Below are 25,701 nucleotides of genomic sequence, written 5' to 3'. Positions count from 1 at the left end.
ATTTCTCCCCGTCGCTACCTGCTATCAGCATCGTCAAACTCGCTGCCGACCTACCGGGCGGTCGTTGCTGATAGCAGGTGGTCAGGTGAAACGGTGGCGTCAATCTCTCCACAACGTCAGCCAAGAGAGTTCCGCTCTTACAGAGATGCTTCCGGTAACTCGAACACTTCGTCGGCCCACTCCAGCCATTGCAATGAGCCGTCTGCCTCATCCATTTTTTCGGTTAATCGACGGACAGCGTCTACTTTTGAAACCCAATTATTAGATAATAGTAATAACGCCTTTTCCAAAGTAGAACCAGTAGCTGTGTAGAGCCGCCCCTCGCGTTGCTTGTACTCGCCCTTCTCAACGAGGCCGTACTCCGCTAACTCGTTCAGCCAATTTCGAATAGTGTCCCCCGTCACGTCGAAGTCACAACGGTCACTTTGTGACAACTCGTGAAACGCGCTGACCGTGCCAATGACCTGTTCCTCGTCGCGCGATTCAAATACCGCATCTGGGTCAAATCCATCGGGGCCGCCCCGGTGAATGACGCCGAGGACGTACCGCATGAAGCGGAGGGCTCTATTCGTTAGGTCGGTTTGTGCGATAGCTGGGTCGCTCAGTTCGGTCAGAGTCGCCAGCGTGTCGATGGGAAGCGGTGTCGGAACGTTCGTTAGCAGGTCGAGATGTTTCGTCTTAGTCGCCGTGACGGGACGCACTCGATGGGCGAGTTGAACGAGTTCCGACTCGCGGGTATCGCGGAAGAGCGTCCCGACCAAGCCGGTGTAGCTTTTCGTCGGGATAGCCCTCCCGACGCCTGTTCCATCGTCGTAGTAGAGTTTTCTGTAGACTGGAGGTAAGCTGACAGGGTTACCATCTTCATCACGGCGCGATGTCTGTTCGACGCCCCCGACTCGCACATCTTCTCGACCGACAGCGAGCAGCCCAGCCGTCCGCTTGAGGTCATCTATGTTGGCATGGGGTGCTCCAAGAACGACCACTGCATCACTCTCCTGGCGGTTGAGCCCTCGACCCGCGTAGAAGTGCATCCACTCGGCGTTTTCTGGAATGTCGAAGTACCCCTCGTTCTTCTTGTGGCCGACCACCAGCACTCGGTCGTGGTAGTCGCAGCGGTATTTGATGATGCGTTGGAACCGGTCGCGTAGTCGCTCACCTGCTTCATCATCACGCACAATCGTACTCCGATGGTACTGACCGTCGGTAACCTGGGTGATATGAGCGTTTAATTTTGCTGGTGTGTCACCAGCCAATTTCACCTCGTCCGGGTCTATCCCGAACAGATACGCGTAGAGCTCTGGCGAGGGGGTTGCGTCTAGAATTAGCGTTTGACTCGGGGTAGGGAGGTCACTCACTCGCGGAATCTCTCTGTACTTGAGAGCTGGGTCGTCATCGCGTTCTGGCGAGGGAACATCAAGCCATGCGGTTGCCCGAGCTATCTCTGATTGAGAACTCGTTAGCGTATCTTCATCTTCGTGCCATCCACACCAGTCACACTGATGTTTACCCTCCTGCTTCCCAAACTGTTCAACCCGATTACAGCTCGGACAGGCGTCTATGCCAGGAGATGTAGCAATCGCACGTCTGGCAGATTCTCCGGTCAGTCCTGCTTCTGCACAGGCCCCAAAGAGTATGTTCATCCCCAGCGGTGTACCGTCCCACTCACCGCGTGAGATGTCGCTGCGAACCTTCTCGTCGTACCCGTGCTGTAGCCATGCTAACGTCTCAGCGAGGGCATCCTGTTCATCATCGATGCGGTCTTGGAGACGATTCGGTACCTCGATATCTGGGGGTTTGAGGTCACTCAGCGAGTCTGGGTCCGGTTCGTAGAGTTGCCCAACAACATCAGCTGCAAAATGGCTTAACGCTTGATACTGCGCTTGCATTGAACTCTCATCAGCGAGGGTGTCGAGCGTCCGAACAATGTACTCCAATTCACGGGCGACCATCTTTTCGTCATCTTCCAGCAGATTCTGGATGTCGTCTACGATGGCAAACCCAGCCGACTGAACAGAGGGGACCGCCAGGTAGTTCTGAACGGTGACGATACGCTCTTCGTCTTCTAAGTCGTCGAATTGTTCCTCCCAGGCGCATCGCTCTCCGTGCCACTCGTGCTCGTGTTCGCTATGCAGGGCAAGCTCTCGATGAGCTTTTCGTGGACCGATTTCAGCCGCAGTCGCCTCATAATGTTGGCGTATGGGGTCATTCTCGTCGCGCTGGAAAGCTGGGCACATTCGGGGCCAGTCCTCGGGGTCGCCGTGAGTGTCACATGGCTCGTCATTCATCTTAGCGTCCATACAACAGTCTTCACGGGGTTGGGAGGGTCCCTTGAGATGGTGGTACCCATCGGGCTTGGCAGAGTCGTTTGTGAACTCATGCGCGTTTTCGTGTGACGGGAGATAGAAGACGTGAGGGTGGTTATGCTCAGACGCGGCCCTTGCAGCGGTCGTCGTTTTTCCTATCCCTGGGTCGTCTACCCACGCTTCTAACCGGTCACCGTTTTGCCACTCGTCGTACCGTTTGTTCTGTATCTCATTTCGTCGTTGCTCTACATCAATCGACTCCGCTTCGCGCTCTGGAGGAACGCACTCCTTAATCGGGAACTCCCCGTCTGCCTGGGAACGAGGGCCGCCAGTCCAGGGGATTTCCTTGGTAGCGAGTCGGTCTACACCCACTTCGAAGAACGTCCCACGGATTCCGGTTCGTAGCGTAGATACGTCTACATCGGATGCAGCTTCGGCGACCCGTTTGGTGATTCGCTCAGGATTGCCCTCCGACCACCAGTTGCCGCTGTACAAAGTGGTCACTTTCGTGGATTCCGTGTATAGCTCCTCGTCGTTACGGAAGATTCGGAGCGTCACTTCGCCGGTATCAGCATCCGGTGTAACAGCGAGCGTTAAATCCGACACTACCGGGTACGTTCGCGTGCGGTCGTTCGATGGTGGTAGGTTCTCGGTCATGTATCCTACAAGGGCGTCTGCGGTGGGCTACCATCGGAGCGAAAGAGCCATGCGAACCCGCGCGCAATGAGTACACGGAAGGCCCGGCCCATCCGACGGCTTCCATCGCCGAGCAGGCCCCTTTTGCTCGGCACTCCTCACCCACCGTTAGTTACTGCACTCCACCTCCTCCATGAGCCATGAAACAGTGGCGTCGTAGTGTTCAAACCCCTGCTCCTCTTTAATTGCGCGGAGGCCATCCCGCGTCGATTTATCTAAGCTAACAGTCGTGATGTCCATCGGTTTTCTGTATTAATTGTCGGGATAGTCCCTTAATACCAGTTTTCACCCCTGGAGGTGGCCACTGATGACCAACCAGCCAGGAAATGTGAGCCCACGGCGGTGTCCCAAATGGTGTGTTTGCCGGATTCACCCGGATATCGACATACCTGAAATTACTTAAATAATCCCACCCGCATCCGGGGACGCTCATCGGTATTTAAAGACCCATGTCAGATATTAGTGTAACTATTTACTTTCTCGACAGCTTCCGTTGTCTGAGTTATGACAGGCTCAGGTGAAAGGCGGTTGTCAGTTGCTCTGCCGGAGTATTACCAACACTTATTCTCGGAAGCCAAGCTGGCGGCGAAACGGAAGGAAAATTGAGAAAAGATAGGCGGACCCTGCTATCAGCGACGAAGTTGGTCTGTAACTATGGCCTTGTAGATAGTCCCCTACAATTGACGTTGACCACTATTTTAACCCTCCATCGAATTTAGACCCACTCATGCAGGGGACATCCACAAACAAGGCAGCACACCAGCCGTTGGTTGAGCGGGAGGCAGAACCCGGTCCACCAGCAACCGAGTACGATTCGAAAATGGTGATGCTTAGGGCCGAACGCGGTGACAACGTACAGATTGTCGATGTGGTGACTCGCCTAACACAGGATGGCGACGTTCCGTCAGAGACCACGGTCATCAAGCGAACAACTCCATATTTTGGGCCCAAACTGGTTCTGGCCGCGGACGATGAAAGCTATCTACTGACTGCGCCGGGACCAGACACCCAGCTTCTACTCTGGGCCGGTCACTATCTGGATGACGGCGAACGATACGGATGGGAGAAACTGGCAGAAGTCACCGCACAGTTCGCTGATGACCAACCACAGTACGACCTCTGTCCGGAATGCGGCCAGCCGATGCAGACGATAGAGCACGAACGCAAAGCGGCTGTTGGACGGTGTCCAGGTCCGGACACCCGGTAGTTATCTCAGAAGTCGCCGACGCCCGATTGGAACCGCTCTTCGTCGAAACTCTCTCGTGTTTGTTCGTACGCCGACTTCGTCTGGTCAGTGACGCCGAGCTTTTCGATGACCTGCGGATAAGCTTGGTCGGATGCCAACGTATCTCTGAGGTCCTTGGCAGCCAAGGCTTTCTGCTCGCCGTTGACCAACTTCTGCAAGCGGTACTTTGCGTTGTTGGGAGAACGGCGAACGCGAGCAGCGATACCTTCCGCGTCGAAGGCAGTTCGTTTGGGGAACGCATCCGGTAGGTCACTTACCGGGATATCGCGGTAGACCCAGTCGGTCTTGTCGAACAGACGGAACTCGGGCTCGCCGTCTTCGCCCTGTTCTGCTTCCATCTCCTCGAAGGCCTCTTCGGGCATCCGGGGCGACACATGGCATCCGCCAATGATGTCGAAGCCGAGTCCAAGGGAGGCGATGTCAGAAGCTGGTCGGGCACCAATTGCCTGCTGTCTCGTTCCGGGCGAGGGGTTAATTGCGTAGAACAGCGTGTGTTCTTCGATGCCTCGGTTGGCTATGCTTTGCATCAGCGGCTCGACCATCGACAACTGCGTGCCGGTGGTCACTTTACAGCGGTCGAAGTCGAAGGCGTAGGTCGTCACGCCGTGAGCCTCATACACCTCCAGCAGGTCGTCGATGAACTCCCACCCCAAGCGTGGAATCAGACCCATGACTGGAGCGTCGGGATGACGTTCTTCGACCTGATTCAGGAACGCCACTACGCTCTTTTTGAACGACCGATAGGAGGGGTCGTTGAGGCCGTCTTCGACGTTTCTCACCAGCTTCGGCATTAGAGGGACGGTGAGTATGTCCGAATAGGCGGCGTGGAGGTCCGCCAGGTACTGAGCGTGGGCTACACCGAGGGTACTCGCTTCGGTGTACTTCGTGAAGGTGATTTTCAGCGAGTCGTCGGGTGCGCTCGAATACTGGCTTTCGAGGTCGTCATTGAGCTGAGCCCCGTCAGGGTCGCGCATCGCTTCGTCGAGGTCGTCTCCCCCCACGGTCCTATACAACTCACTCACGCCACCACTATCGGGATGGAACTCTTCGTGCTCGCGGAGTTTACCCGGAATCGTGGCTGCTGTCGGCGTCTCTATCTTTTTCCCTTCCACGCGGATATTCCGCAGAGGAAAGATACCGTTCTGGTCGAAGTCATTGACGGTGGTGATTTTCAGGTCCGTCACTGTAGTCTAACGCACGCCTTCGTCTGTATTAAATCTAGGAACAGCGTGGTGAAAGTGGAATTATTGAAGTAAAACCACAAGATGGCGTGTGGAACTCAATCCGAAATGATGGGGGGTTTCCGGTGGAAATACACCCTTGACTGCTACCAGCAACGACAGACCCAGCCGCGTCATAACCCTGTACCGACCGCTGAAACAGGCCCGGGTAGTGAGTGAGCCCGAGAGGGGGTGGAGAGGGTGAAACCGGCCTTGGAAGGGCTTAATATCGGGGGTGGGCTGGCTGGTGGCTTTGTCTCACTCTCCTTGGGCGTCGAACTCGTCGAGGTCCGCGTCTTCGTCGAAGCCACACCGCCACGGGTCGTCCTTTGGAGTCGGTTCCACAGCATGGTCTATTTCCTCGTCGGTGAACGCTTGCTCCGGCTCCCGATAAGCGTAGTCGGGGTGGTCGTATTCCAGCACTCGCCGCCACCACTTTTCGCCGTGGTCGGTCTCTGGCTCGGGTCCAATCCTCGCACCGTGGACTCTGAAATGCTCCCACCCGCGATTGTGGTGGCCTGCGCCCGGTCGGGTATGCTTGTCGAGCACCACGTCGTACCGTCCTCCTTTCGATAGGTCGTCTTCGGTGACCGGTGGCTCGTACAGCGGCTCGTGGTCGTCGTCCTGCTTCGCCCGCGCCCTGTCCTCCATCGTGTTCGAGAAGTACCCATTCGCGTGGGTCGTGGCTCGACTCGACCTGGCCCTCGCGGCTACGAGAGTGGCGGCAATCGCACAGAGCCGCCGTTGCCACTCGCTGTCTTCCCATCTGTTCTTGGCGAGGTCTTCATATCGCAGGACGTGTTCTATCGCCTCGTTGCCTGCGACGAGGTCCTCGACGCAAATCAGGGCAAGCCGGTTCCACATTTGAGTCTCATAACCGGGTCCCGAACGCACTAATTCAAAGGCGCAGAACGAAGCTACCTCCTCGTCGGAACGGCGAATTGCAGATTGAAGGGCCGAGACGATAACATCACGTCTGAATCCGCCCGCTGTTTGCCAGTATGGCATCTCCTCGCCGAGGTCGTTGGTCTTGGTCTGTTCCTCCTCTTCGTCGTCCGGTTCTTTAAGTCCGCCGTCGTCGCTGAACCGGAATTGGTTGTGGTCGCCACTCATCAGTCTTCAGGGGCCTGGAAACCCGATTAATAATAGGGTAGAGAGGGTGATAGGGACTTCTGAGGCGGCTGAAACTACTCTTACCGCCTACGGGTCATCCCATCTTGTCGAGAGCGTCTCGTCGGTCGTCGGGCGGTGCTGCGTCGTATTTCATCGTCGTCTCTGGCGTCTTATGCCGCAACTGAGCCTGCGCTGCTGCGAGGTCCTCCTCGCGGGTCATCCAGGTGCCGACAGAGTGTCGTATACTGTACCAACTCATCTTTCGGTTCTCGTGCTCTATTCCTACGCGGTCACAGAGGCGTCGAAGAAGACGACCGAGAGACTGAGACTTGTATCGACCTCCCTTCTGCGTCAGCCACAATGCATCCGTATCGTCGTACATCGGGATGTAAGACCGTTCTTCGAGCCAGTTCTCCAGGGCCTCCGCTGTGTCGTCGCGTAGGCTCACAACCCAATTATCCCGGTTCTTCGACGATTCGTCGGCAGGGATGCGAAGTACCGCGTTCTCGGTGTCCACCCAGTTCGTGGATGCTCGTGTCACCTCAATCGGTCTGAGACCCGTGTCCAGGGAGGTCCAGACCAGAGAGGTGAACTTCCAGCTACTCAACTCGTTCCAGTCGTCCCGCGACAGCGTATCGACTGGCTTGTCCAATCGCTTGGCGATATACGGCTTCATCCGCTCACGCTCCTCCGATGAGTAATTCTGGTAGTACGGCATGTCACGGTACTCAAGAGCCGCCTCTCGAATCAGCCGTCGTTCCTGAATCGAGAGGAAGTCGCGGGGCTGGTTCGAGTTGTTCGTCGAGAACGTGTACTCTGGCTCCCACTCGTCGTGGTCGTATTCGCACTCCCGCCAGCGGAAGTACCGTTTCAACGCCTGCTGGCATTTGGCCTTGTGACCGGCACTGTAGTCGTCGTATGCGAGTTCTTGGAGATAGGACTCCGCGTGGTCCTGCGTCGGGAACGCAACGTACTCGTCTTCTTGCTCCCAGACCCATCGGTGGAAGTATCCAATGCGGTGCATCGTTCGGGATGCTGTGTGTTTGGCGTAGCCCTCGACCTGGTCGGGGTTCTTACCAAAGACCAGCATCCAGCGAGCGAACTCCTCGGCCTTCGTCCGATGGTCGAATAGCTGTTTGTCGTTCAAGCAGTCTTCTGTCTCCGGTGCCACTGCCCGGAAGGGAATCTCGATTTCTCCGGGCTGAGTACTGGTTTTGTGATTGGACCCGTTCATTCGTTCGTTCACCGTAACGGGTCCCAAAATCGCAATACGGCGCGGGTCCGAAACCGGAAACGGAGTGGACGTTTTGCCAGTCTCTTGAGTCCGCCGCCGTTTCCAGGCTTGGCTACCCTCGCACGCACAGGTTCGTTCGGTTGAGGCGTTTGAATAGGCTACGGTCTCGTCGCCGACTCCGCCGCCTACTGCGGTACGCCGGCCTTATCGAATCTCGCCGTCAGGTTACTGCGGGTAGCCACCGCCGAAAAGTTCCGCCACGGACGTTTGACCGCGTAAAACCAACTAAACTGTTGTCGGACTCTTCCGTCCACGGCGGCAACACCGAGGCGATGCAACGGACAACTATAGCGGTAGTACTGACCGCGCTACTCACCGTGACGAGCGTCGGTGGCGCGATGGCGCTCGGCGCGCCCGCCGGCGATATAGCACCGCAGAGCGATCAGCCACAGGCGGCCCAGCAACAGGCCGCCCAGCAACAGAGCTCCTGTGACTACCAGTCGCTGTTCGACCAGTCCATCGGCTCGGTCGTCTCCGTGCAGACGGCCTCTGGCCAGGGGTCGGGCTTCGTCTACCAGGTCGCGAACGCCACCGGCGGGGCGAACGCGACCGACACCGCGAACGCCACGGACGGCGCGAACGCGACCGGTGAGACTTACATCGTGACCAACGCGCACGTCGTCAGCGGCGCGGACACCGTGGAGATCCAGTTCGAAGCCGGCGAGTACCGGACCGGCGAAGTCGTCGGCCGGAGCACCTACGCCGACCTGGCCGTCGTGAGCGTCGACGACGCGCCCGACTACGTGGAGGGGCTCGAAGTCGCCGCCACGGACCCCGACCACGGTGAGAAAGTCGCCGCGCTCGGGAACCCGCTCGGCCTCGAAGAGACCATCACCCACGGCATCGTCAGCGGGGTGAACCGGTCGCTGCCGACCGACCGCGGCTTCTCTATCCCCAACGTCATCCAGACGGACGCACCCATCAGCCCCGGTAACTCCGGCGGCCCGCTGGTGGCCTGTGACGGCACCGTCGTCGGCGTCAACACCGCGGGGATCTCCAGCCAGCGCGCGGAGAACATCGGCTTCGCGGTCTCCGCGTCGGTGATCGAACGCGTCGTCCCCGAGCTCCTCGCCGAAGGCGAGTTCGAGTACCCCTACCTCGGCGTGCAGACGACGCCCGTCACGCCCGCGGTCGCCGAAGCGAACGACATCAACCGATCCGGCGGCATCATGGTCGTCTCCACTGTCGAAGGCGGACCGGCCAGCGGCGTGCTCCAGGGCGCCACCGGCGCCGAGGTGCGAAACGGACAACAGATCCCGATCGGCGGCGACGTGATCCTGTCGGTCAACGGCACGCAGATCGAGACCGGCGAGGACCTGGGTACCTACCTCGTCCTCAACACGGAACCCGGCGAGACCGTCAACATGACCGTCCTCCGCGACGGTGAAGTCCAGCAGATCGACGTAACCATCGGCGAGCGGCCGGAGCCGCAGGGCACCTGAAAGCCGCAGGGAACCTGCGGTCCTCGCGGTGCGGTCCGCCACGCCCGAACCCGTCGGCGAACACCTATCTTCGACGCGGCCGTAGATCCGCGTATGGACAGCGACGCGGACGAATCACGCTCGTCGACGGACCGGCTCGACTCCTCGATTGATACGGACGGAGGCGGCGAGACAGAGGACGCCGAAGCGTCGGACCAAGCCGACGGAACCGACGAGGCCGACGAAGCCGACGAGACGGTCCGGGTGTGGCTCGTCGAGCGCACGTACTCCGACGACGAGCAGAACATCATCATCCTCGTGTACGCGACGCTCGACGGCGAGCGCTACTTCCGCAAAGAGCGGGCGCTGACGAGCTTCACGAGCGATATCCGCGAGACGACCGCCGCCGTCGACGTCTCACCGAGCAACCTCGGAACGGTCGAGGACCCCGAGGAGCGAGACCGGTACGCCGCCGAGGCCGCGCGGATGGCCGACGCCTACGAGCCCGACGACCCGGTCTGAGACCGCTGGGGACCTCAGTCGTCCAGGTCCTCGAACTCGGCGATCCGCTCGCGCAGTTCGGGAGGGATCGGCCGCGATTCGCGCGTCTCCGGGTCGACGAACACCTGCGTCGTCTCGGCCTCGGCGACGAGTTCGCCGTCCTGGCGCAGTTCGTAGGCCGTGGTGAAACTCGACTCGCCGAGGCGGGTGACCGCGACGCCCACGTCGACGGTCGACAGTTCCGTGACCGACGACCGGAAGTCGATGTTCAGCGAGACGACGACGGCGGAGAACTCGTTGATGTCGTCGAGCCCGAGCACCTCCTCGATGTACGCGACCCGCGCCTGCTCGCAGTAGGTCCCGTAGACGACGTTGTTGACGTGGCCGAACGTGTCGAGGTCCCGGTAGCGGACGTCGACTTCGTGTTCGAACGCTGCGTCCATAGCTCCGGTGTGGACGCGCCCGGTGTTAACAGCCGCGGAACTGCGCCCGGGAGCCGCCGCTGGCCCGCGGGCCCTGTTCTGCCGCCCCCACCGACGGGATTACACGTCGGGCGCCCCGAGGGACGAGTGATGGACGAACACACCCGGGACTACGACGTCGGGCCCCCGACGTCCGGTGATCCCGCCGGCTGGCGGGCCGATCGCGGCGCGTCCAACGGGTGGGAGCACGGGACTCTCCGGCGCGCGGTCGTCCACGGCGTCGCCCTCTTCAACGCGGGCGAGTACCACGAATCGCACGACTGCTTCGAGGACGAGTGGTACAACTACGGGCGCGGGTCGACCGAGAGCAAGTTCCTCCACGGGATGGTCCAGGTCGCCGCCGGCGCGTACAAGCACTTCGACTTCGAGAACGACGACGGGATGCGCTCGCTCTTCCGCACGGCCCTGCAGTACCTCCAGGGAGTCCCCGACGACTACTACGGCGTCGACCTCCACGAGGTCAGGAACACGCTCGCCGACGCCCTCGACGACCCGTCTGTCCTCCGTGAGTGGCAGATCCCCCTGGACGGCGAGCGACCGGTCGCCGACGACCGGGACTTCGCGTACGCCGAGTCGCTGGAACACTGACGACCGCCAGGGCGGAGCGCTCGGTCGGATCAGAGCTCTACGGCCTCGTATCCGCTCAGGGTCTCCGGGACGGTGACGGTGGTCTGGGTGGTGGCACCGGACTTCGTCGTCAGCTTGATCCGGACGGTGCTGCCCTCCCGGAGCGGTTCGTCGGTCTCGTCGACGTTGACCGTGCCGTCGCTCGTCTCCAGCGTCACGTTCGTCGGGGCCTCGCCGGTGTCGAACGTCAGGATGAACCTGTCGTCGGCGTCGTTGAGAACTGGGAGCGAGTCGTCCGCGTCCTTCAGCGCCGTCGCCGCGAAGTCGGCGTCGCCCGCGTCGACCCGGTAGTGGGTGAGCTTGTAGACGCCGCTCGGGTCGATCCACTGGACGGTGACGTTCTGGAGGTCGACGTTCCCCGCGCCCGGGTTCGCCTGGACGGTGACGTTCACGCGCCCGATGACCTCCTCGCCGCCGACCATCCCGACCGCGCCCGACTTCGGCGCGACGTCTATCCGGTCAGTCACCTGGTCGCTGGAGGCCTGGCCCGTCTGCGCGGACTTCGTCTGGAGGAACCCTGCGGTGTTGATCAGGACACCGGCCGCGATCGCCGCCACCAGGACCATCGCGATGAAGACGATGAGCGTTCCGATACCGACCTGTGCTTTGCCGTCAGATCTGCGTACGAACATCTGTGAGTCACGTTCCGAAACGGTGGCCCGCCTGCCGCTCGATCGACGTGTCCGGCGAACCCCTCGTTGGTACCCGTGCTTTCGAGAACTGCCTAATAAACGTGTTCGAGCGGTTATCAACGGTGAGTCCGCCGGCGTCCGTGGCCGGCCGAGATCGACGTCGCAAAAAGGGAGGAGTCGGCGGCCGACGCGTCCCGGAACGTGCCAGTCACGGGAGAAAGCGGTCCATCTATAGGGGCCAAACCGGTACCACGGATCGATGCGAATCGAGACGCTGGGCGACGGAGAGCCCGAGATCGCCGTCGTCGGTGGGATCCACGGCGACGAGCCTGCCGGCGTCGAGGCGGTCGAACACTTCATGGAGACGCGACCGGACGTCGCGAGACCGGTGAAGCTGGTGATCGCGAACGAGGAGGCCATCGAGCGCGGCGACCGCTACGTCGAGGCGGACCTGAACCGCTCGTTCCCCGGCCGCGCAGACGGGCAGAGCCACGAGATCAGGCTCGCTCACGCCCTCGGCGAGGAGGTCGGCGACTGCGTGACGCTGGCGCTGCACACCACCCACTCGTACGAGGGGATGTTCGCGCTCGTCGACGAGATCCGCGACCTCGCCCGCGACATCTGCCCGCGGCTGTCGGTCGACGCGGTGGTCGAGACGGGCCACGCCGAGGGGCGGATCTTCGAGGTGGCGCCCGACACCATCGAGGTCGAGTGCGGCTACCAGGGCTCCGAGCAGGCGGCGCGCAACGCCCGGCAGGTCACCCGCGAGTTCCTCGCCGCGACCGGCGCGCTCGCCGACGAACAGACGCCCCACCAGACCGACCTCCCCGTCTTCAGGTTAGGGGACCCCGTGCCGAAGGTCGACGCCGAGACGTACGAGGTGTTCGTCGACAACTTCGAAGAAGTCCTCGCGGGCGAGAAGGTCGCGGCCGCCGACGGCGAGGCCGTGATCGCCGACACCGACTTCCACCCCGTCCTGCTGTCGGCCTACGGCTACGAGGACGTGTTCGGCTACACCGCCCAGCGCGTCGGGACGCTCTCGGGCTGAATCGCGGCTGTCTCCGGGCGACGGCTCACTCCAGCCTCGGATTCACTCCTCGTCCGCCTCGAAGACGACGGTCGTCAGGTCCCGGTCGAGGGCGCAGAAGTCGTGGGGCGGGTCGCCGACGACCGTCTCGATGGTCCGTTCCTCGTCGAACTCGACGCCTTCGGGTTTGCAGTACTCGTGGCTCGGGCAGTCGGTGTGGGGGCAGGGGCCCTCCAGTGACACCTTGCTCCCGGCGTAGGCGCTGGCGCTCGCGACGTTTGCGCGGACCGACGCGGGTTCGACCTCGACGGCCACGACGCCGGCGTCGTGGACGGCGCAGTCGAGCGTGTTCCCGTTCTCGCGGACGGAGTCGACGCGATAGCGGCGGCCCTCGGTGAGGTTGAGACACTGGTCGCGGTACGGACAGCCCTCGCAGGCGCTCGACTCGCCGCGGTAGACGAACTCCTGGCCGGGGTCGGCCAACCGCGACCCGACGAGCGTGAGCGTCGACATACTCCCGATTTCACACCGACGCGGATTAAGGGTCTCGGCTCCGCCCCGCCTGACAGAAACCGACGGTCGACGACGCGGGACACCGCCCCCGGTTCGCCCGCCTCACTCCTCGCGGCCGGTCAGTTCGTCGAGCCTCTCGAAGTACTCCTCGCGAGGGACCTGGTAGAGCGAGCGGTAGTCGACCTCGCCGGCGGCGAACTGGCCCGCTAACTCGACGGCGCCCGCCTGCGCGGCCTCCCGGGAGTCGTAGCGGTCCTCCGAGCGGTTGACCTCCGGCTCCAGGTAGAGCGTGACGAACCACGGGTCGTCGGGACGGGTCTGGTCGCCGGGGTGGCGACGGCGCCGGCCCTTCGTGAGGTAGATAGTCGGGAGACAGGGCGCGGGGAACGCGTCGCTGTCGAACACGTCGGGCCGGTACGCGAGGACGGCCTTGTGGCGCTCCTCCGACCACACCACCCAGTCGTCGTCGAGCCCCTCGAATGGCATGTGTGATGGTGGTCGCCCGCGGACCAAGAGTGACGCGGTCGACGGCAGCTAGCAGTGATGCGGTCGAGGGCAGCCAGCAGTGACGTGGTCGATAGCGGCTAGCTGTCACGCAGTCGACGTCGTCCACCGGCTCGCGCCGGAACGGTTGCGCGGTGTATCGGGCGACCCGAGAGGTGGAACCGGGACAACCCCCGGGTGGCGCTCGCGCGCGCAGCGAGCGCGGAAGCGCCCAGCGTGTCATCGCCGTGACGTTGAATGCTACGTGGTAACGTCACTCACGTGAAAGCGCCGCTCTGACGGTCCGAACGGCCGCGAATCGGCCGACGTTTATATAGCAAGCGAGGGGGCGGTGTGACGATCCCGACGAATCCCACTTCGTCCTGCTTTTTTCGATATATATTACACGAAATAAACGGCCGTGTGGCGCCGTACCGCGGAAAGGCTTATCAGTGCCCAGACCTCATATAATAAATAGTATCGGTGGTTGCTCCACGGTACGCTGTCGCTACTGTCCGAGGGTCGCCCGCGCGGTTCTCGGGAGTTGCGTGTTCACACATGCCAACCGAACACTCGCCCCGGCGGTTCCGGCGGTCCCTGTTGTCCAGCGACGACGAGCCGGGCGGACGGTCCCGGGGGCGACGCACCGACACACGAAACCGCGGCCGCTCGCCGGTCGCGTCCGTCAGCCGGAGCGCGCTGGCGGCACCACAGTTCGACGTGAACTGTCCGTGATAGCATGACACAGGAAACCCTCGAAGAGCTGAGTCGAGAGTACAGAGACACGATCCCCGCGGACCTCCGGGAGCACCGGTCGTTCTCGGCGTACCTCGATCAGCTCTACGACGAGCCCACGATCGCCCGCAACGCCCACCAGCGCGTTGCCGACATGTTCGACTACTACGGCACCGAGTACGACGAAGACGCCGGCGTCGTCGAGTACAAACTCGCCTCGGAAGATCCGCTCAACGACGGCGAGAACACCTTCTACGGACGGATCGTCCACGAGTCGATCCACGAGTTCGTCAACAAGGTGAAATCCGGCGCTCGCGGGCTCGGCCCGCAGAAACGCATCAAGCTCCTCCTCGGCCCGGTCGGGTCGGGGAAGTCCGACTTCGACCGCCAGGTCAGGCGCTACTACGAGGACTACACCCGCTCCAACGAGGGCCGGATGTACACCTTCCGGTGGACGAACCTCTGCGACGTCATCCCGGACCAGGACCCGGCCGACGACACCGTCCGCTCCCCGATGAACCAGGACCCAATCGTCTTGCTCCCACAGGAGCAGCGCGACAGGGTCATCGAGGACATCAACGAGGAACTGGACGCCCCGTACACCATCCGCAACGAGCAGGCGCTGGACCCGGCCAGCGAGTTCTACATGGACCGCCTGCTGGCCCACTACGACGACGACCTCCAGCAGGTGCTGGAGAACCACGTCGAGATCGTCCGCCTCGTCGCCGACGAGAACATGCGACAGGCCATCGAGACGTTCGAGCCCAAGGACAAGAAGAACCAGGACGAGACCGAACTGACGGGCGACGTCAACTACTCGAAGATCGCCGTCTACGGCGAATCGGACCCCCGGGCGTTCGACTACTCCGGGGCGTTCTGTAACGCCAACCGGGGCATCTTCTCCGGCGAGGAACTCCTCAAGTTGCAGCGGGAGTTCCTCTACGACTTCCTGCACGCCACCCAGGAGCAGACGATCAAGCCGAAGAACAACCCCCGGATCGACATCGACCAGGTGATCGTCGGGCGGACGAACATGCCCGAGTACAAGGACAAGAAGGGCGACGAGAAGATGGAGGCGTTCAACGACCGCACCAAGCGGATCGACTTCCCGTACGTCCTCCAGTACGAGGAGGAGGCGCGCATCTACGAGAAGATGCTCAACAACGCCGACCTCCCCGACATCATCGTCGAGCCCCACACCCTGGAGATGGCCGGGCTGTTCGGCGTCCTCACCCGCATCGAGGAGCCCGACACCGGCAACGTCACCCTCGTCCAGAAGGCCAAGGCCTACAACGGCGAGATCGACGAGGCCGAGGACATCGACGTGAAGAAGCTCCGCGACGAGGCCGCCGAGAAGGCCGAGATCGGCGAGGGCATGGAGGGCGTCTCCCCGCGGTTCATCGGCGACGAGATCGCCGAGGCGATCATGGACTCGATGCACCGCAGTCGCGACTTCCTCTCGCCGCTGACGACGTTCAACCACCTCGAAGCCAACATCGAGAACCACGGCTCCATCCCGGAGGACCGGTTCGAGACCTACCACCGCTACCTCGAACTCGTCCGCGAGGAGTACAAGGAGCGGGCCATCGAGGACGTCCGCCACGCGCTGGCCTACGACGTCGACGAGATCCAGCGCCAGGGCGAGAAGTACATGGACCACGTGATGGCCTACATCGACGACGACACCGTCGAGGACGAGATCACGGGCCGCGAGCAGGAACCGGACGAGCAGTTCCTCCGCAGCGTCGAGGAGAAACTCGACCTGCCCGAGGACCGCAAGGACGACTTCCGCCAGGAAGTGTCGAACTGGGTGTCCCGGCGCGCCCGCGAGGGGGACACGTTCAACCCGCAGGACAACGACCGCCTGCGCCGCGCCCTCGAACGGAAGCTCTGGGAGGACAAGAAGCACAACATCAACTTCTCGGCGCTGGTCTCCAGCGGCGAGATGGACGACGACGAGCGCAACCAGTGGATCGACGCGCTCATCGAGCAGGGCTACTCCGAGGAGGGGGCGCGGGAGGTGCTAGAGTTCGCCGGCGCCGAGGTCGCAAAGAGCGAGATGGAAGAGTAGATATGAGCGGTCACGACTTCATCGGCGAGGCCGACCGGTCGCTGGACCGAACCTACGAGGAACCGCGGAGCCTCGCCGAGTACGTCGACCTCGTCCTCGACGAACCGGCGCTGGCCGCCCACGCCTCGAAGTACCTGCTCAGCGCCATCGAGGCCGCCGGGACCAGGACCGTCATCGAGGAGGGCGAGCAGAAGGAGCGCTACCGCTTCTTCGACGACCCGCACAACGACGGCGAGCACGCCATCCTCGGCAACACCGAGGTGTTGAACTCCTTCGTCGACGACCTGCGCTCGATCGCCGCCGGCCGCGGCAAAGACGAGAAGATCGTCTGGCTCGACGGCCCCACGGCGACCGGGAAGTCTGAGCTCAAGCGCTGTCTCATCAACGGGCTGCGCGAGTACTCCAAGACCGACGAGGGCCGCCGGTACACCGTCGAGTGGAACGTCGCCGGCGCCGGCAGCGGCGGCGCGGGGCTGACCTACGCCGACGAGCCGGTCGCCGACGAGGACGACTGGTACGAGAGCCCCGTCCAGGCCCACCCGCTCACCGTCTTCCCCGAAGACGTGCGCGAGGACCTGGTCGCCCGGATCAACGACAACCTCGACGACCACATCCCGGTCCGCGTCGAGGGCCGGCTCGACCCGTTCTGCCGCGAGGCCTACGAGTACCTCGAGGAGAACTACCGCCGCGAGGGGGTCGAGGAGCTGTTCTCGGCGATCACGGACCCCCAGCACCTGCGCGTCAAGAACTACGTCGTCGACGTGGGCCAGGGCATCGGCGTGCTCCACTCGGAGGACGACGGCCCGCCCAAGGAGCGGCTGGTCGGCTCGTGGATGCGCGGGATGCTCCAGGAACTCGATTCGCGGGGCCGGAAGAACCCCCAGGCGTTCAGCTACGACGGCGTGCTCTCGCAGGGCAACGGCCTGCTAACCGTCGTCGAGGACGCCGCCCAGCACGCCGACCTGCTGCAGAAGCTCCTCAACGTCCCCGACGAGAAGTCGGTCAAGCTGGACAAGGGCATCGGGATGGACATCGACACCCAGCTGATCATCATCTCCAACCCCGACCTGGAGGCCCAGCTCAACCAGCACGCCGACCGCGAAGGCCAGGACCCGCTGAAGGCGCTGAAGCGGCGCCTCGACAAACACGAGTTCACCTACCTCACGAACCTCTCGCTGGAGACCGAACTGCTCCGCCGGGAGCTCACCGACGAGACGGAGGTGTGGGACGCCGACTCCTGGGGCGAGCTGGAGGAGTGGATCCAGGAGCCGCTGTCCGTCCACGTCCGCGACGAGAACGACGAGGTGAACGCGAAGGAGCTGGCGCCCCACGCGCTGGAGGCGGCCGCGCTCTACGCGGTCGTGACGCGCCTCGACGTCAGCGACGTGCCGAACGGCCACGACCTCGTGGACAAGGCCCTGCTCTTCGACCGGGGCTACCTGCAGGAGGGCGACGAGCGCATCGAGGCCGACGAGTTCGACTTCACCGACGAGGGCTCCGACGGGAGCCACGGCATCCCGGTGACGTTCACGCGGGACGTGATCGCCGACCTGTTCCACCGCGAGCAGGACCGCCACCACGGGGACCTCGACGTCGAGCACGTCGTGATGCCCCGCGACATCCTCAACGCGATGGCCGAGGACCTCTCGACGGCGCCCGTCTTCTCGAACGCAGAGGCGGCCGACTTCGAGGAGCGCGTCGTGCCCGTGAAGAACCACGTCTTCGGCCAGCAGGAGGACGACGTGCTCGACGCGATGATGCGCGACAAGCGCGTCGACGAGGAGACCGTCGAGGAGTACATCGAGCACGTCTACGCGTGGTCGACCGACGAGCAGATCGAGAACGACCGCGGCGAGTACGTCGACCCCGACCCGCTGAAGATGAAGGTGTTCGAGATCGAGCACCTCGGTCGGTTCGACGAGGTCGACTACGCCGGCAACCGGCCCGGCGAGGCCGTCGAGGCGTTCCGCGAGGACAAGATCATCACCGCCCTCAACCGGCACGCCTGGCAGCGCCGCGACGAGGAGTTCCGCGTCGAGGACGTCTCCCCGAAGGAGATCCCGGTCATCCAGACCGTGCTCGGCAGCCACTCGTGGGACGACGTGAAACGCGCCTACGAGGACTTCGACCCGCGCCAGTGGGACGAGCCGCCGAGCGGTACCGAGACGGCCGACCTGAAGGCGAAGACGGTCGAGAACATGCAGGACATGTTCGACTACAGCGAGGCCTCCGCGGAGCTGACCAGCCGCCACGTCATGAGCCAGGTGAGTTACAAATGGGACTGAAAACTACGCCGACCCCGCCGGCGCGACGCCGGGCGGCGAGCGCCCGAGGTGAACGATGGGACTGAGAGACGACTTAGAGCGCTACCGGGAGGTTGGCGAGAACCGCCGGCAGGACCTCTCGGAGTTCATCCAGTACGGCGACCTCGGCCAGAGCCGCCCGGACTCCGTCCGCGTGCCCATCAAGATCGTCGACCTGCCCGAGTTCGCCTACGACCAGCGCGACAAGGGAGGCGTCGGCCAGGGCGACGCTGAGGAGGGCGACCCCGTCGACGCCGAGCCCCAGCCCGGCGACGGCGACGGGGAGGACGGCGACCCCGGCGAGGAGGGCGGCGAACACGAGTACTACGAGATGGACCCCGAGGAGTTCGCCCAGGAGCTGGACGAGCAGCTCGGCCTCGACCTCGACCCGAAGGGCAAGAAGGTCGTCGAGGAGACCGAGGGCGACTTCACGGACATAACGCGCTCGGGGCCCACGTCGACGCTGGACTTCGAGCGGCTGTTCAAGCAGGGGCTCAAGCGCAAGCTGGCGATGGACTTCGACCGCGACTACGTCCGCGAGGCCCTGAAGATCGACGGCTGGGGCCCCGCGCGGGTGTTCGAGTGGGCCCGCGGCGAGAACATGCCCGTCTCCCGCGCGTGGATCGAGGAGGCCTACGACGAGATCCCAGACGCCGAGAAGACGACCTGGGCCAGCCTCGACGAGATGGAGGAAAACACCGAGCGGGTCGACACGGCCCAGCGCATCCGCCGGGAGGGGATCGAAGAGGTGCCCTTCCGCCGCGAGGACGAGCGCTACCGCTACCCGGAGATCGTCGAGGAGCGCGAGAAGAACGTCGTCGTCGTCAACATCCGCGACGTGTCCGGCTCGATGCGCCAGAAGAAGCGCGAACTCGTCGAGCGGACGTTCACGCCGCTGGACTGGTACCTCCAGGGCAAGTACGACAACGCCGAGTTCGTCTACATCGCCCACGACGCAGACGCGTGGGAGGTCGAGAGCGACGAGTTCTTCGGCATCCGCTCCGGCGGCGGGACGCGCATCTCCAGCGCCTACGAACTCGCCGCGGAACTCTTAGAGGAGTACCCCTGGAGCGAGTGGAACCGCTACGTCTTCGCGGCGGGCGACTCGGAGAACTCCTCGAACGACACCGAGGAGTACGTCGTCCCGCTGATGGAGCAGATCCCGGCGAACCTCCACGCCTACGTGGAGACCCAGCCGAGCGGGAACGCCATCAACGCGACCCACGCCGAGGAGGTCGAGCGGAACTTCCGCGACGCCGACGACGTGGCCGTCGCCTACGTCTCCAGTCCGGAAGACGTCGTCAACGCCATCTACGAGATCCTCAGCACAGAGGAGGAAGCACAATGAGCAGACCGATGAGCGACCGGATCGAGGCCCAGCGCATCGCCGCCGACCTCGAGGAGCCCGTCGACGAGGCGGGCAACCTCGCCCGCAAGTTCGGCCTGGACCCCTACGAGGTGAACTACTGGATCGTCGACTACGACGAGATGAACGAACTCATCGCCTACGGCGGGTTCCAGCAGCGGTATCCCCACTGGCGGTGGGGCATGCAGTACGACCGCCAGCAGAAGCAGGGGCAGTTCCTCGGCGGCAAGGCCTTCGAGATCGTCAACAACGACGACCCGAGCCACGCCTTCCTCCAGGAGTCGAACACCCTGTCGGACCAGAAGGCGGTCATCACCCACGTCGAGGCCCACGCCGACTTCTTCGCGAACAACGAGTGGTTCGGCATGTTCGCGGAGAACCCGAACGCGGCGGCCATGCTCGCGCGGCACGCCGACGCCATCGAGTCGTTCATGACCGACCCCGAGATCGACCGCGGCGAGGTCGAGAAGTGGATCGACCACGTCCTCACGCTGGAGGACAACATCGACCAGCACGTCCCCTACGAGCCCATCGACACCAGGATCGACCTGATCGACGAGCACGAGACCGCGGACGTGGCCGAGCAGCTCGAAGAGCTCGACCTCTCCGACGAAGTGAAAGGACAGGTGTTCACCGAGGAGTGGCTGGAGGCCCAGAGCGACGACGAGGAGGGCGCGACCTTCCCCGCCGAACCGGAGAAGGACGTGCTCGGGTTCCTCCGCAAGCACGGCATGCAGTACGACGGGGACGCCGCGCGGGCCGACGAGATGGAGGACTGGCAGAAGGAGATCCTGGAGATGCTGCGCCGGGAGGCCTACTACTTCGCCCCGCAGAAGATGACGAAGGTCATGAACGAGGGGTGGGCCGCCTACTGGGAGTCGGCGATGATGACCGGCGAGACCTTCGCCGGCGACGACGAGTTCGTCCTCTACGCCGACCACATGGCGAAGGTGCTCGGCTCCTCCGGGCTCAACCCCTACAAGCTCGGCCTGGAGATCTGGCAGTACGTCGAGAACTCGACCAACCGCCGGGAGGTCGTCGAGCGCCTGCTCCGCGTCGAGGGAGTCACCTGGCGCAACTTCCACGACACCGTCGACTTCGAGCAGGTGCTCGGCCTGATCGAACCCGACCCCGAGGTCGCGTCGGTGGTCACGCACCTCGACGATCTCGACCCCGAGGACCCGCGAATCGACGCCGACGCGCTCGAATCCGCCCGAGAGGGCGAGATCGACGTCGAGACCTACCCGTGGAAGGTACTCACCTACGAGGGGCTGGCCGAACGGCACTACTCGCTCACCAAGCCCCAGAACCGCGGATTCGTCTCGCGGGTCAGCCAGGGGGAACTGGAGCGGGTCTCGCGGTACATGTTCGACGATTCCCGGTACGCGTCGGTCGAGGACGCCCTCGCGGACATCGACTACGCCCGCGGCTGGGACCGGATGCGGGAGATCCGCGAGAGCCACAACGACGTGACGTTCCTCGACGAGTTCCTCACCCAGGAGTTCGTCGACGAGAACGAGTACTTCACCTACGAGTACACCCAGTCGACCGGCGACTACCGCGTCACCTCGACGGACTACCGCGACGTGAAGAAGAAGTTGATGCTGCAGTTCACCAACTTCGGCAAGCCCACCGTCGTCGTCGAGGACGGCAACTACAACAACCGCAACGAGCTCCTGCTGGCCCACCAGTACAACGGCGTCATGCTCGACATCGGGCAGGCCAAGGACGTCCTCGAGCGCGTGTTCGAACTCTGGGGCCGACCGGTGAACCTCAAGACCATCGTCAAGGAGTTCGACGAGCACGACGTCGAGGTCGCGAAGCGACGCGACCGCGAGCCCGAACCCGAAGAGGTCGGACGACTGATCCGCTACGACGGCGACGAAGTGACCGTCGAGGAACTCCCGTGGGACGCCGTCGACCACCTCGCCGCCGACGACATCGACTACGACACCAAGCCAGACGAGTGGCTCGCCTGAGCGGGGCCGCGTCTCGCCCCGAATCGTATTTTTCGTTTATCAATTCCACCCGTTAGTTTCGATAACCATTTCTCCCCGATAGTAACAATTGTGGTGATATCGGCGTTTTCAGCGCCAGAGAAAGCCGCTAGGCTTTTATTGCGATGTGGCTAGAATATACGTACCGAATACAGCGGTGTCAGGGGTGGGTCGGTCCCGCAGTCGCCGTGGGGCCGGTCTCCTGACGGGTGAAACAATGTCCGACGACGAAAGCAAGATCGAACTCAATCGACGGCGAGTACTGGGTGGCATAGTGACAGTGGGCGCGGCGGCCGCCGCCGCGGGTGCGGGGACGTTCGCGTACTTCAGCGATTCGGAGGCGAGCAACGACAACCAGGTGAGCGCTGGGACTCTCGACCTGACGCCGGAGAGCGGAAGCCTCGCGACTTTCGCGTTCTCGGAAGTCAAACCCGGCGCCACGAAAGGACCCCACTCGTGGACGCTGAACAACGCGGGTTCCATCGACGGGTCGCTGGACGTCGACGTGACGGTGAACAACAACTCCGGCGTCGACGACGGGTCGTCCGGAACGCCGGCGAACAGCACTGACGTCTCCGAGAGCGACCTCGCGAAGGCTATCGAGGTGACGACGCTCTCGTACGGCGGGGCCGACATCACCGGTCAGATATCCGGGTCGACCACCGGACCCTCCGGGTACTTCACCGCGGGGTCGTCGTATACGTCCCTCTACGACCTGGCCAACAACACGCACGCGGACGGCAGCGGTGACGGAGAGAGCGACGGCGGGAACGACCTGATCGACCTCGCCGACCCGGGGAGCGGGACCGACTTCAAGATCGCCGTCAAACTCCGCAGCGAAGCGGGGAACGACTTCCAGGCCGACGGGCTCGACGTCGCGTTCACCTTCATGTTGAACCAGAACGGCGGACAGTGACCGAGGCCGAATCCCCCCGGTGAGACGCCCGAACGGCGAAGCCCCGGGCTGCTACCGACGACCTGCCGAGAGCGTCGATTCGACGTCGGCGGGGTCGAGAGGCGAACGGTCGAGTACGTCGCCGAACGTCGGCTCTAATGCCGAGAGTCGCGGTATCCGTCAGTCCTCGACGCCGGGCACGCCGGCACAGCCGATATCGCCAGAGATGAACGGCCACCGATCCAGCACTGGACGGCTGTTCGCAGACCGGAGAGCGGAGGGTCTCTCGCCGCCCCAGCGAGCTTCGCCGCCCCGGGCCAGGTGGTCCGATGACCGATAGCTCGACCCGCTTCACGCGCCGCCAGATACTGGGGAGCGCGGCCGCGATAGGTTCGGCGAGCGCCGCAGCCGGCGCCGGAACGATGGCCTACTTCTCCGACGCGGAGTCGAGCACCGGGAACGCAGTTCAGACCGGTACGCTCGCGCTCGGATTCGAAGGGAGCGCCGCCTTTTCGTTCGACACGAGCCTCGCTCCGACCGAGGCGACGAGCGACAGCGTCACGCTCGTTCGGAGCGGTAGCCTCTCGGGGTCGCTCGACGTCGACGTGAGCTACGCCGAGAGCGACGGGGCCGGAAACGACCAGGACGTCAGTCCCCGGGAGGTGGCCGAGAACGTCGAGATACGGACGCTCTCGTACGGCGGATCGGACCTGCGGGGCCAGGTCGACTCCGCGAGTTCGCCGCCGACGCTACACGACCTCGCGACGAACGCGCACGGGTCGAGCGAGTCGACGCAGAACGACCTCGTCGACCTCGCCGATCCGGGAACCGGGACGGAGTTCGCGATCGAGTTGTACCTCACGGACGTCGGCGACAGTTTCCAGAGTGACGGCGTCTCGATCGACTTCGTGTTCCATCTGAACCAGAATGACAGTCAGTAACGTGAACCGGAGCGGACGGCAATGAGCGGCCGGTTGCTCGTCGGAACGCGGGTCGACTGGAGACGGCTCGTGAACCTCGCCGGTCTGCTGGTGGGCGTCACCGTCGTCGCCCTGTTCGTCAGCGCAGCGATTCCGCAGGTCGTCGGCGCGGACGCCAGTTACGTGGTCCGTTCGGATAGCATGTCGCCGTCCATCGAGGCGGGTTCGGTGGTCTACGTGAGTTCGGTGCCGGCCGCCGAGATCTCGACCGGCGACGTCATCACGTTCCGGAACGGGGCGGCCGGCGACCAGCGCGTGACCCATCGAGTCGTGGGGGTCGTCGAGGAGGGCGGAGAACGTCGTTTCCGGACGAAAGGCGACGCGAACGACCAGGCGGACCCCGAGCTCGTCCCGTCCCAGGCCGTTATCGGTCGGGTGGGGTTCCACGTCCCGCTTCTCGGATACGCCATCACGTTCGCACAGACGGACCTCGGGTTGGCCCTGCTGGTGATCGTACCCGCCGTCTTGCTGGCCGTGACCGAACTCTGGGACCTGGCACGGACTGGAACCGACCGAACGACCGGGTCCAGTGACGATACGGAGGAGAACGGCCGTGACTGAAGATACACGGCGGGACGCGGGGAGTGGTTCGAACCGCGGCGTCGTCTCGCGCCGACGGTTCCTCGCCGGGGGGCTGCTCCTGATCGGCGGTAGTTCGCAGCTAGTGGCCTCGGAGACGCTCGCGCGGTTTTCAGACACCGAGACCGCGAGCGGCGCGGTCCGCGTCGAACGAGAACCGAACCTCGACTACCAGATCACGGACAACACCCAGTACGGCAGCGTCGACTATCAGGTCGCCTATCAGGTCGAGTGGGTAAGCGATTTCGACCGCATCGAGATCCAGGTAGAGAACCTCGATAAATCGTACATCTCCGGGGAGACGTTCACGAGGGCGAACACAGAGGGAGTGGTGTCGTATCCGAGCAGCGGTTCCGACGGGGGTGCGGAGAGCAGCGACACGTACCGGTTCACGTTCAGGGTCTATCGGAGCGGGAGCACCGATCCCGTCATCCGAAAGGTCGCAACGGACAACCCGGACGGGGCCGACACCGGCGAAGGCGACTTCGGGAACGGGAACAGTTCGGAGTTAGAGTGGGCGTTCGTCGAGGACACCCCTGACAACTCCGGCGCGAGCTACGACCTGTACTACCAGGTGGTGGAGCGCGACGAGTTCTCGAACGTCCGCATTCGGTTCAAAGACACGACCGAGAACTGGGGGACGCGTACCAGGACAAGCGAGAACGCCCCGAACGGCCACGTCACGTACAGCGTCGATGGGACCGGCGGCCACAGCTTCGACATCGCCGTGGAAGTCCTGAACCAGAACGGGCTGGTCGTGGACAGCACCGAGTTCACCGACGTCGCGGACGGGTCCGACCCCGAGGCGTACGGCGACCCCGTCGAACCCGACAGCCCGAAACTCGACTCCTTCGTCGTTACAGACAACACGGACGGCGCCGGTGCGAAGTACTCGCTCTCGTACCAGACGGCGGACGCCGATCGGTTCGGAGGGGCCAAAATCACGTTCGAGAACGCGGACAATTCGTGGGCGACCGAAACCACCACGACCGGTCAGAATCAGCCCGACGGGACCGTCTCCTACAGCACGGGCGGGACGAACGGGGACCGGTACGAGATAACGGTCGAGGTTCTAGAGACGCGAAACGGGGTCACGTTCCCGGTCGACTCCGGTACGCTCGAAGACGTCGCCGACGGAAGCGGAGCTACGTGGCCCGAAGACACGAGTTGAGTCTTCGGAGACCCATACCAGTCGAGGGCGACTCGATCGAGGCCGG

Annotated in this window: 21 protein-coding genes; 13 read left to right on the top strand and 8 right to left on the bottom strand. The window is 63.4% G+C overall.

Translation table 11 applies throughout. From position 1 onward, the window contains the following. Positions 1-137: 137 nt before the first annotated feature. Complete coding sequence (locus PSC72_RS22425; protein WP_274323648.1) at positions 138-2,960, bottom strand: hypothetical protein; 2,823 nt, start codon at positions 2,958-2,960, stop codon at positions 138-140. A 766-nt stretch (positions 2,961-3,726) separates the two neighbouring features. On the opposite strand from PSC72_RS22425, the gene PSC72_RS22420 reads away from it, so the two are divergent. Then, positions 3,727-4,206 carry a hypothetical protein gene (locus PSC72_RS22420; RefSeq protein WP_274323647.1) on the top strand — a complete coding sequence of 160 codons (480 nt, stop codon included), beginning with the start codon at positions 3,727-3,729 and terminating at the stop codon, positions 4,204-4,206. A gap of 5 nt (positions 4,207-4,211) precedes the next feature. On the opposite strand, the gene PSC72_RS22415 is transcribed toward PSC72_RS22420, so the two are convergent. From PSC72_RS22415 to PSC72_RS22405, 3 genes are all read right to left on the bottom strand, one after another. Next, a complete protein-coding gene (locus PSC72_RS22415; RefSeq protein WP_274323646.1) occupies positions 4,212-5,429 on the bottom strand; it encodes a hypothetical protein in 1,218 nt (405 codons plus the stop codon). A gap of 294 nt (positions 5,430-5,723) precedes the next feature. Next, on the bottom strand, positions 5,724-6,578 hold the full coding sequence (locus tag PSC72_RS22410) for a hypothetical protein (protein WP_274323645.1): 855 nt from the start codon (positions 6,576-6,578) through the stop codon (positions 5,724-5,726). Positions 6,579-6,672: 94 nt separating this feature from the next. After that, positions 6,673-7,812: a tyrosine-type recombinase/integrase gene (locus PSC72_RS22405; RefSeq protein WP_274323644.1), complete on the bottom strand. Its 1,140-nt coding sequence runs from the start codon at positions 7,810-7,812 to the stop codon at positions 6,673-6,675. A 332-nt stretch (positions 7,813-8,144) separates the two neighbouring features. Here PSC72_RS22405 and PSC72_RS22400 point away from each other — a divergent pair, with 332 nt between their 5' ends. Beyond that, positions 8,145-9,314 carry a S1C family serine protease gene (locus PSC72_RS22400; RefSeq protein WP_274323643.1) on the top strand — a complete coding sequence of 390 codons (1,170 nt, stop codon included), beginning with the start codon at positions 8,145-8,147 and terminating at the stop codon, positions 9,312-9,314. 243 nt (positions 9,315-9,557) lie between these two features. Then, positions 9,558-9,815, top strand: coding sequence for a hypothetical protein (locus PSC72_RS22395; RefSeq protein ID WP_274326210.1), 258 nt, complete (start codon positions 9,558-9,560; stop codon positions 9,813-9,815). Between the two features lie 14 nt (positions 9,816-9,829). On the opposite strand, the gene PSC72_RS22390 is transcribed toward PSC72_RS22395, so the two are convergent. Continuing rightward, positions 9,830-10,237 (bottom strand): acyl-CoA thioesterase, encoded by a 408-nt coding sequence (locus tag PSC72_RS22390; protein ID WP_274323642.1) that lies wholly within the window; start codon positions 10,235-10,237, stop codon positions 9,830-9,832. 129 nt (positions 10,238-10,366) lie between these two features. On the opposite strand from PSC72_RS22390, the gene PSC72_RS22385 reads away from it, so the two are divergent. Further along, the gene (locus tag PSC72_RS22385; protein WP_274323641.1) at positions 10,367-10,864 is read left to right on the top strand and encodes a DUF309 domain-containing protein; all 498 of its coding nucleotides are present in this window, start codon (positions 10,367-10,369) and stop codon (positions 10,862-10,864) included. Positions 10,865-10,893: 29 nt separating this feature from the next. Here PSC72_RS22385 and PSC72_RS22380 read toward each other — a convergent pair whose 3' ends face one another. Further along, the gene (locus tag PSC72_RS22380) at positions 10,894-11,535 is read right to left on the bottom strand and encodes an archaellin/type IV pilin N-terminal domain-containing protein (protein WP_274323640.1); all 642 of its coding nucleotides are present in this window, start codon (positions 11,533-11,535) and stop codon (positions 10,894-10,896) included. 259 nt (positions 11,536-11,794) lie between these two features. On the opposite strand from PSC72_RS22380, the gene PSC72_RS22375 reads away from it, so the two are divergent. After that, positions 11,795-12,583: a M14 family metallopeptidase gene (locus PSC72_RS22375; protein WP_274323639.1), complete on the top strand. Its 789-nt coding sequence runs from the start codon at positions 11,795-11,797 to the stop codon at positions 12,581-12,583. A gap of 42 nt (positions 12,584-12,625) precedes the next feature. On the opposite strand, the gene PSC72_RS22370 is transcribed toward PSC72_RS22375, so the two are convergent. Beyond that, complete coding sequence (locus tag PSC72_RS22370; protein ID WP_274323638.1) at positions 12,626-13,075, bottom strand: UPF0179 family protein; 450 nt, start codon at positions 13,073-13,075, stop codon at positions 12,626-12,628. A gap of 102 nt (positions 13,076-13,177) precedes the next feature. Next, positions 13,178-13,561: a DUF5820 family protein gene (locus PSC72_RS22365; protein ID WP_274323637.1), complete on the bottom strand. Its 384-nt coding sequence runs from the start codon at positions 13,559-13,561 to the stop codon at positions 13,178-13,180. A 736-nt stretch (positions 13,562-14,297) separates the two neighbouring features. Here PSC72_RS22365 and PSC72_RS22360 point away from each other — a divergent pair. The 8 genes from PSC72_RS22360 (at position 14,298) to PSC72_RS22325 (ending at position 25,655) form a co-directional block, all read left to right on the top strand. Beyond that, positions 14,298-16,364, top strand: a complete 2,067-nt coding sequence (locus PSC72_RS22360) for a PrkA family serine protein kinase (protein WP_274323636.1) — start codon at positions 14,298-14,300, stop codon at positions 16,362-16,364. 2 nt (positions 16,365-16,366) lie between these two features. Continuing rightward, entirely contained in the window at positions 16,367-18,649 is a 2,283-nt protein-coding gene (locus tag PSC72_RS22355; RefSeq protein WP_274323635.1) for a PrkA family serine protein kinase, read from the top strand. A 55-nt stretch (positions 18,650-18,704) separates the two neighbouring features. After that, positions 18,705-20,015, top strand: coding sequence for a YeaH/YhbH family protein (locus PSC72_RS22350; RefSeq protein ID WP_274323634.1), 1,311 nt, complete (start codon positions 18,705-18,707; stop codon positions 20,013-20,015). 8 nt (positions 20,016-20,023) lie between these two features. Further along, positions 20,024-22,012, top strand: a complete 1,989-nt coding sequence (locus tag PSC72_RS22345) for a SpoVR family protein (RefSeq protein ID WP_274326209.1) — start codon at positions 20,024-20,026, stop codon at positions 22,010-22,012. Between the two features lie 235 nt (positions 22,013-22,247). Beyond that, entirely contained in the window at positions 22,248-22,946 is a 699-nt protein-coding gene (locus PSC72_RS22340) for a TasA family protein (protein WP_274323633.1), read from the top strand. 308 nt (positions 22,947-23,254) lie between these two features. Then, the gene (locus PSC72_RS22335; protein ID WP_274323632.1) at positions 23,255-23,866 is read left to right on the top strand and encodes a TasA family protein; all 612 of its coding nucleotides are present in this window, start codon (positions 23,255-23,257) and stop codon (positions 23,864-23,866) included. Between the two features lie 21 nt (positions 23,867-23,887). Next, a complete protein-coding gene (locus PSC72_RS22330) occupies positions 23,888-24,466 on the top strand; it encodes a signal peptidase I (RefSeq protein ID WP_274323631.1) in 579 nt (192 codons plus the stop codon). Next, entirely contained in the window at positions 24,459-25,655 is a 1,197-nt protein-coding gene (locus tag PSC72_RS22325; RefSeq protein WP_274323630.1) for a hypothetical protein, read from the top strand. The genes PSC72_RS22330 and PSC72_RS22325 overlap by 8 nt, the downstream gene beginning before the upstream one ends. The last annotated feature ends 46 nt before the right edge of the window (positions 25,656-25,701 follow it).

The sequence above is a fragment of the Halosimplex aquaticum genome, assembly GCF_028747785.1.
Lineage (GTDB): Archaea > Halobacteriota > Halobacteria > Halobacteriales > Haloarculaceae > Halosimplex > Halosimplex aquaticum.
This window is presented reverse-complemented; position numbering and strand designations above follow the sequence as displayed.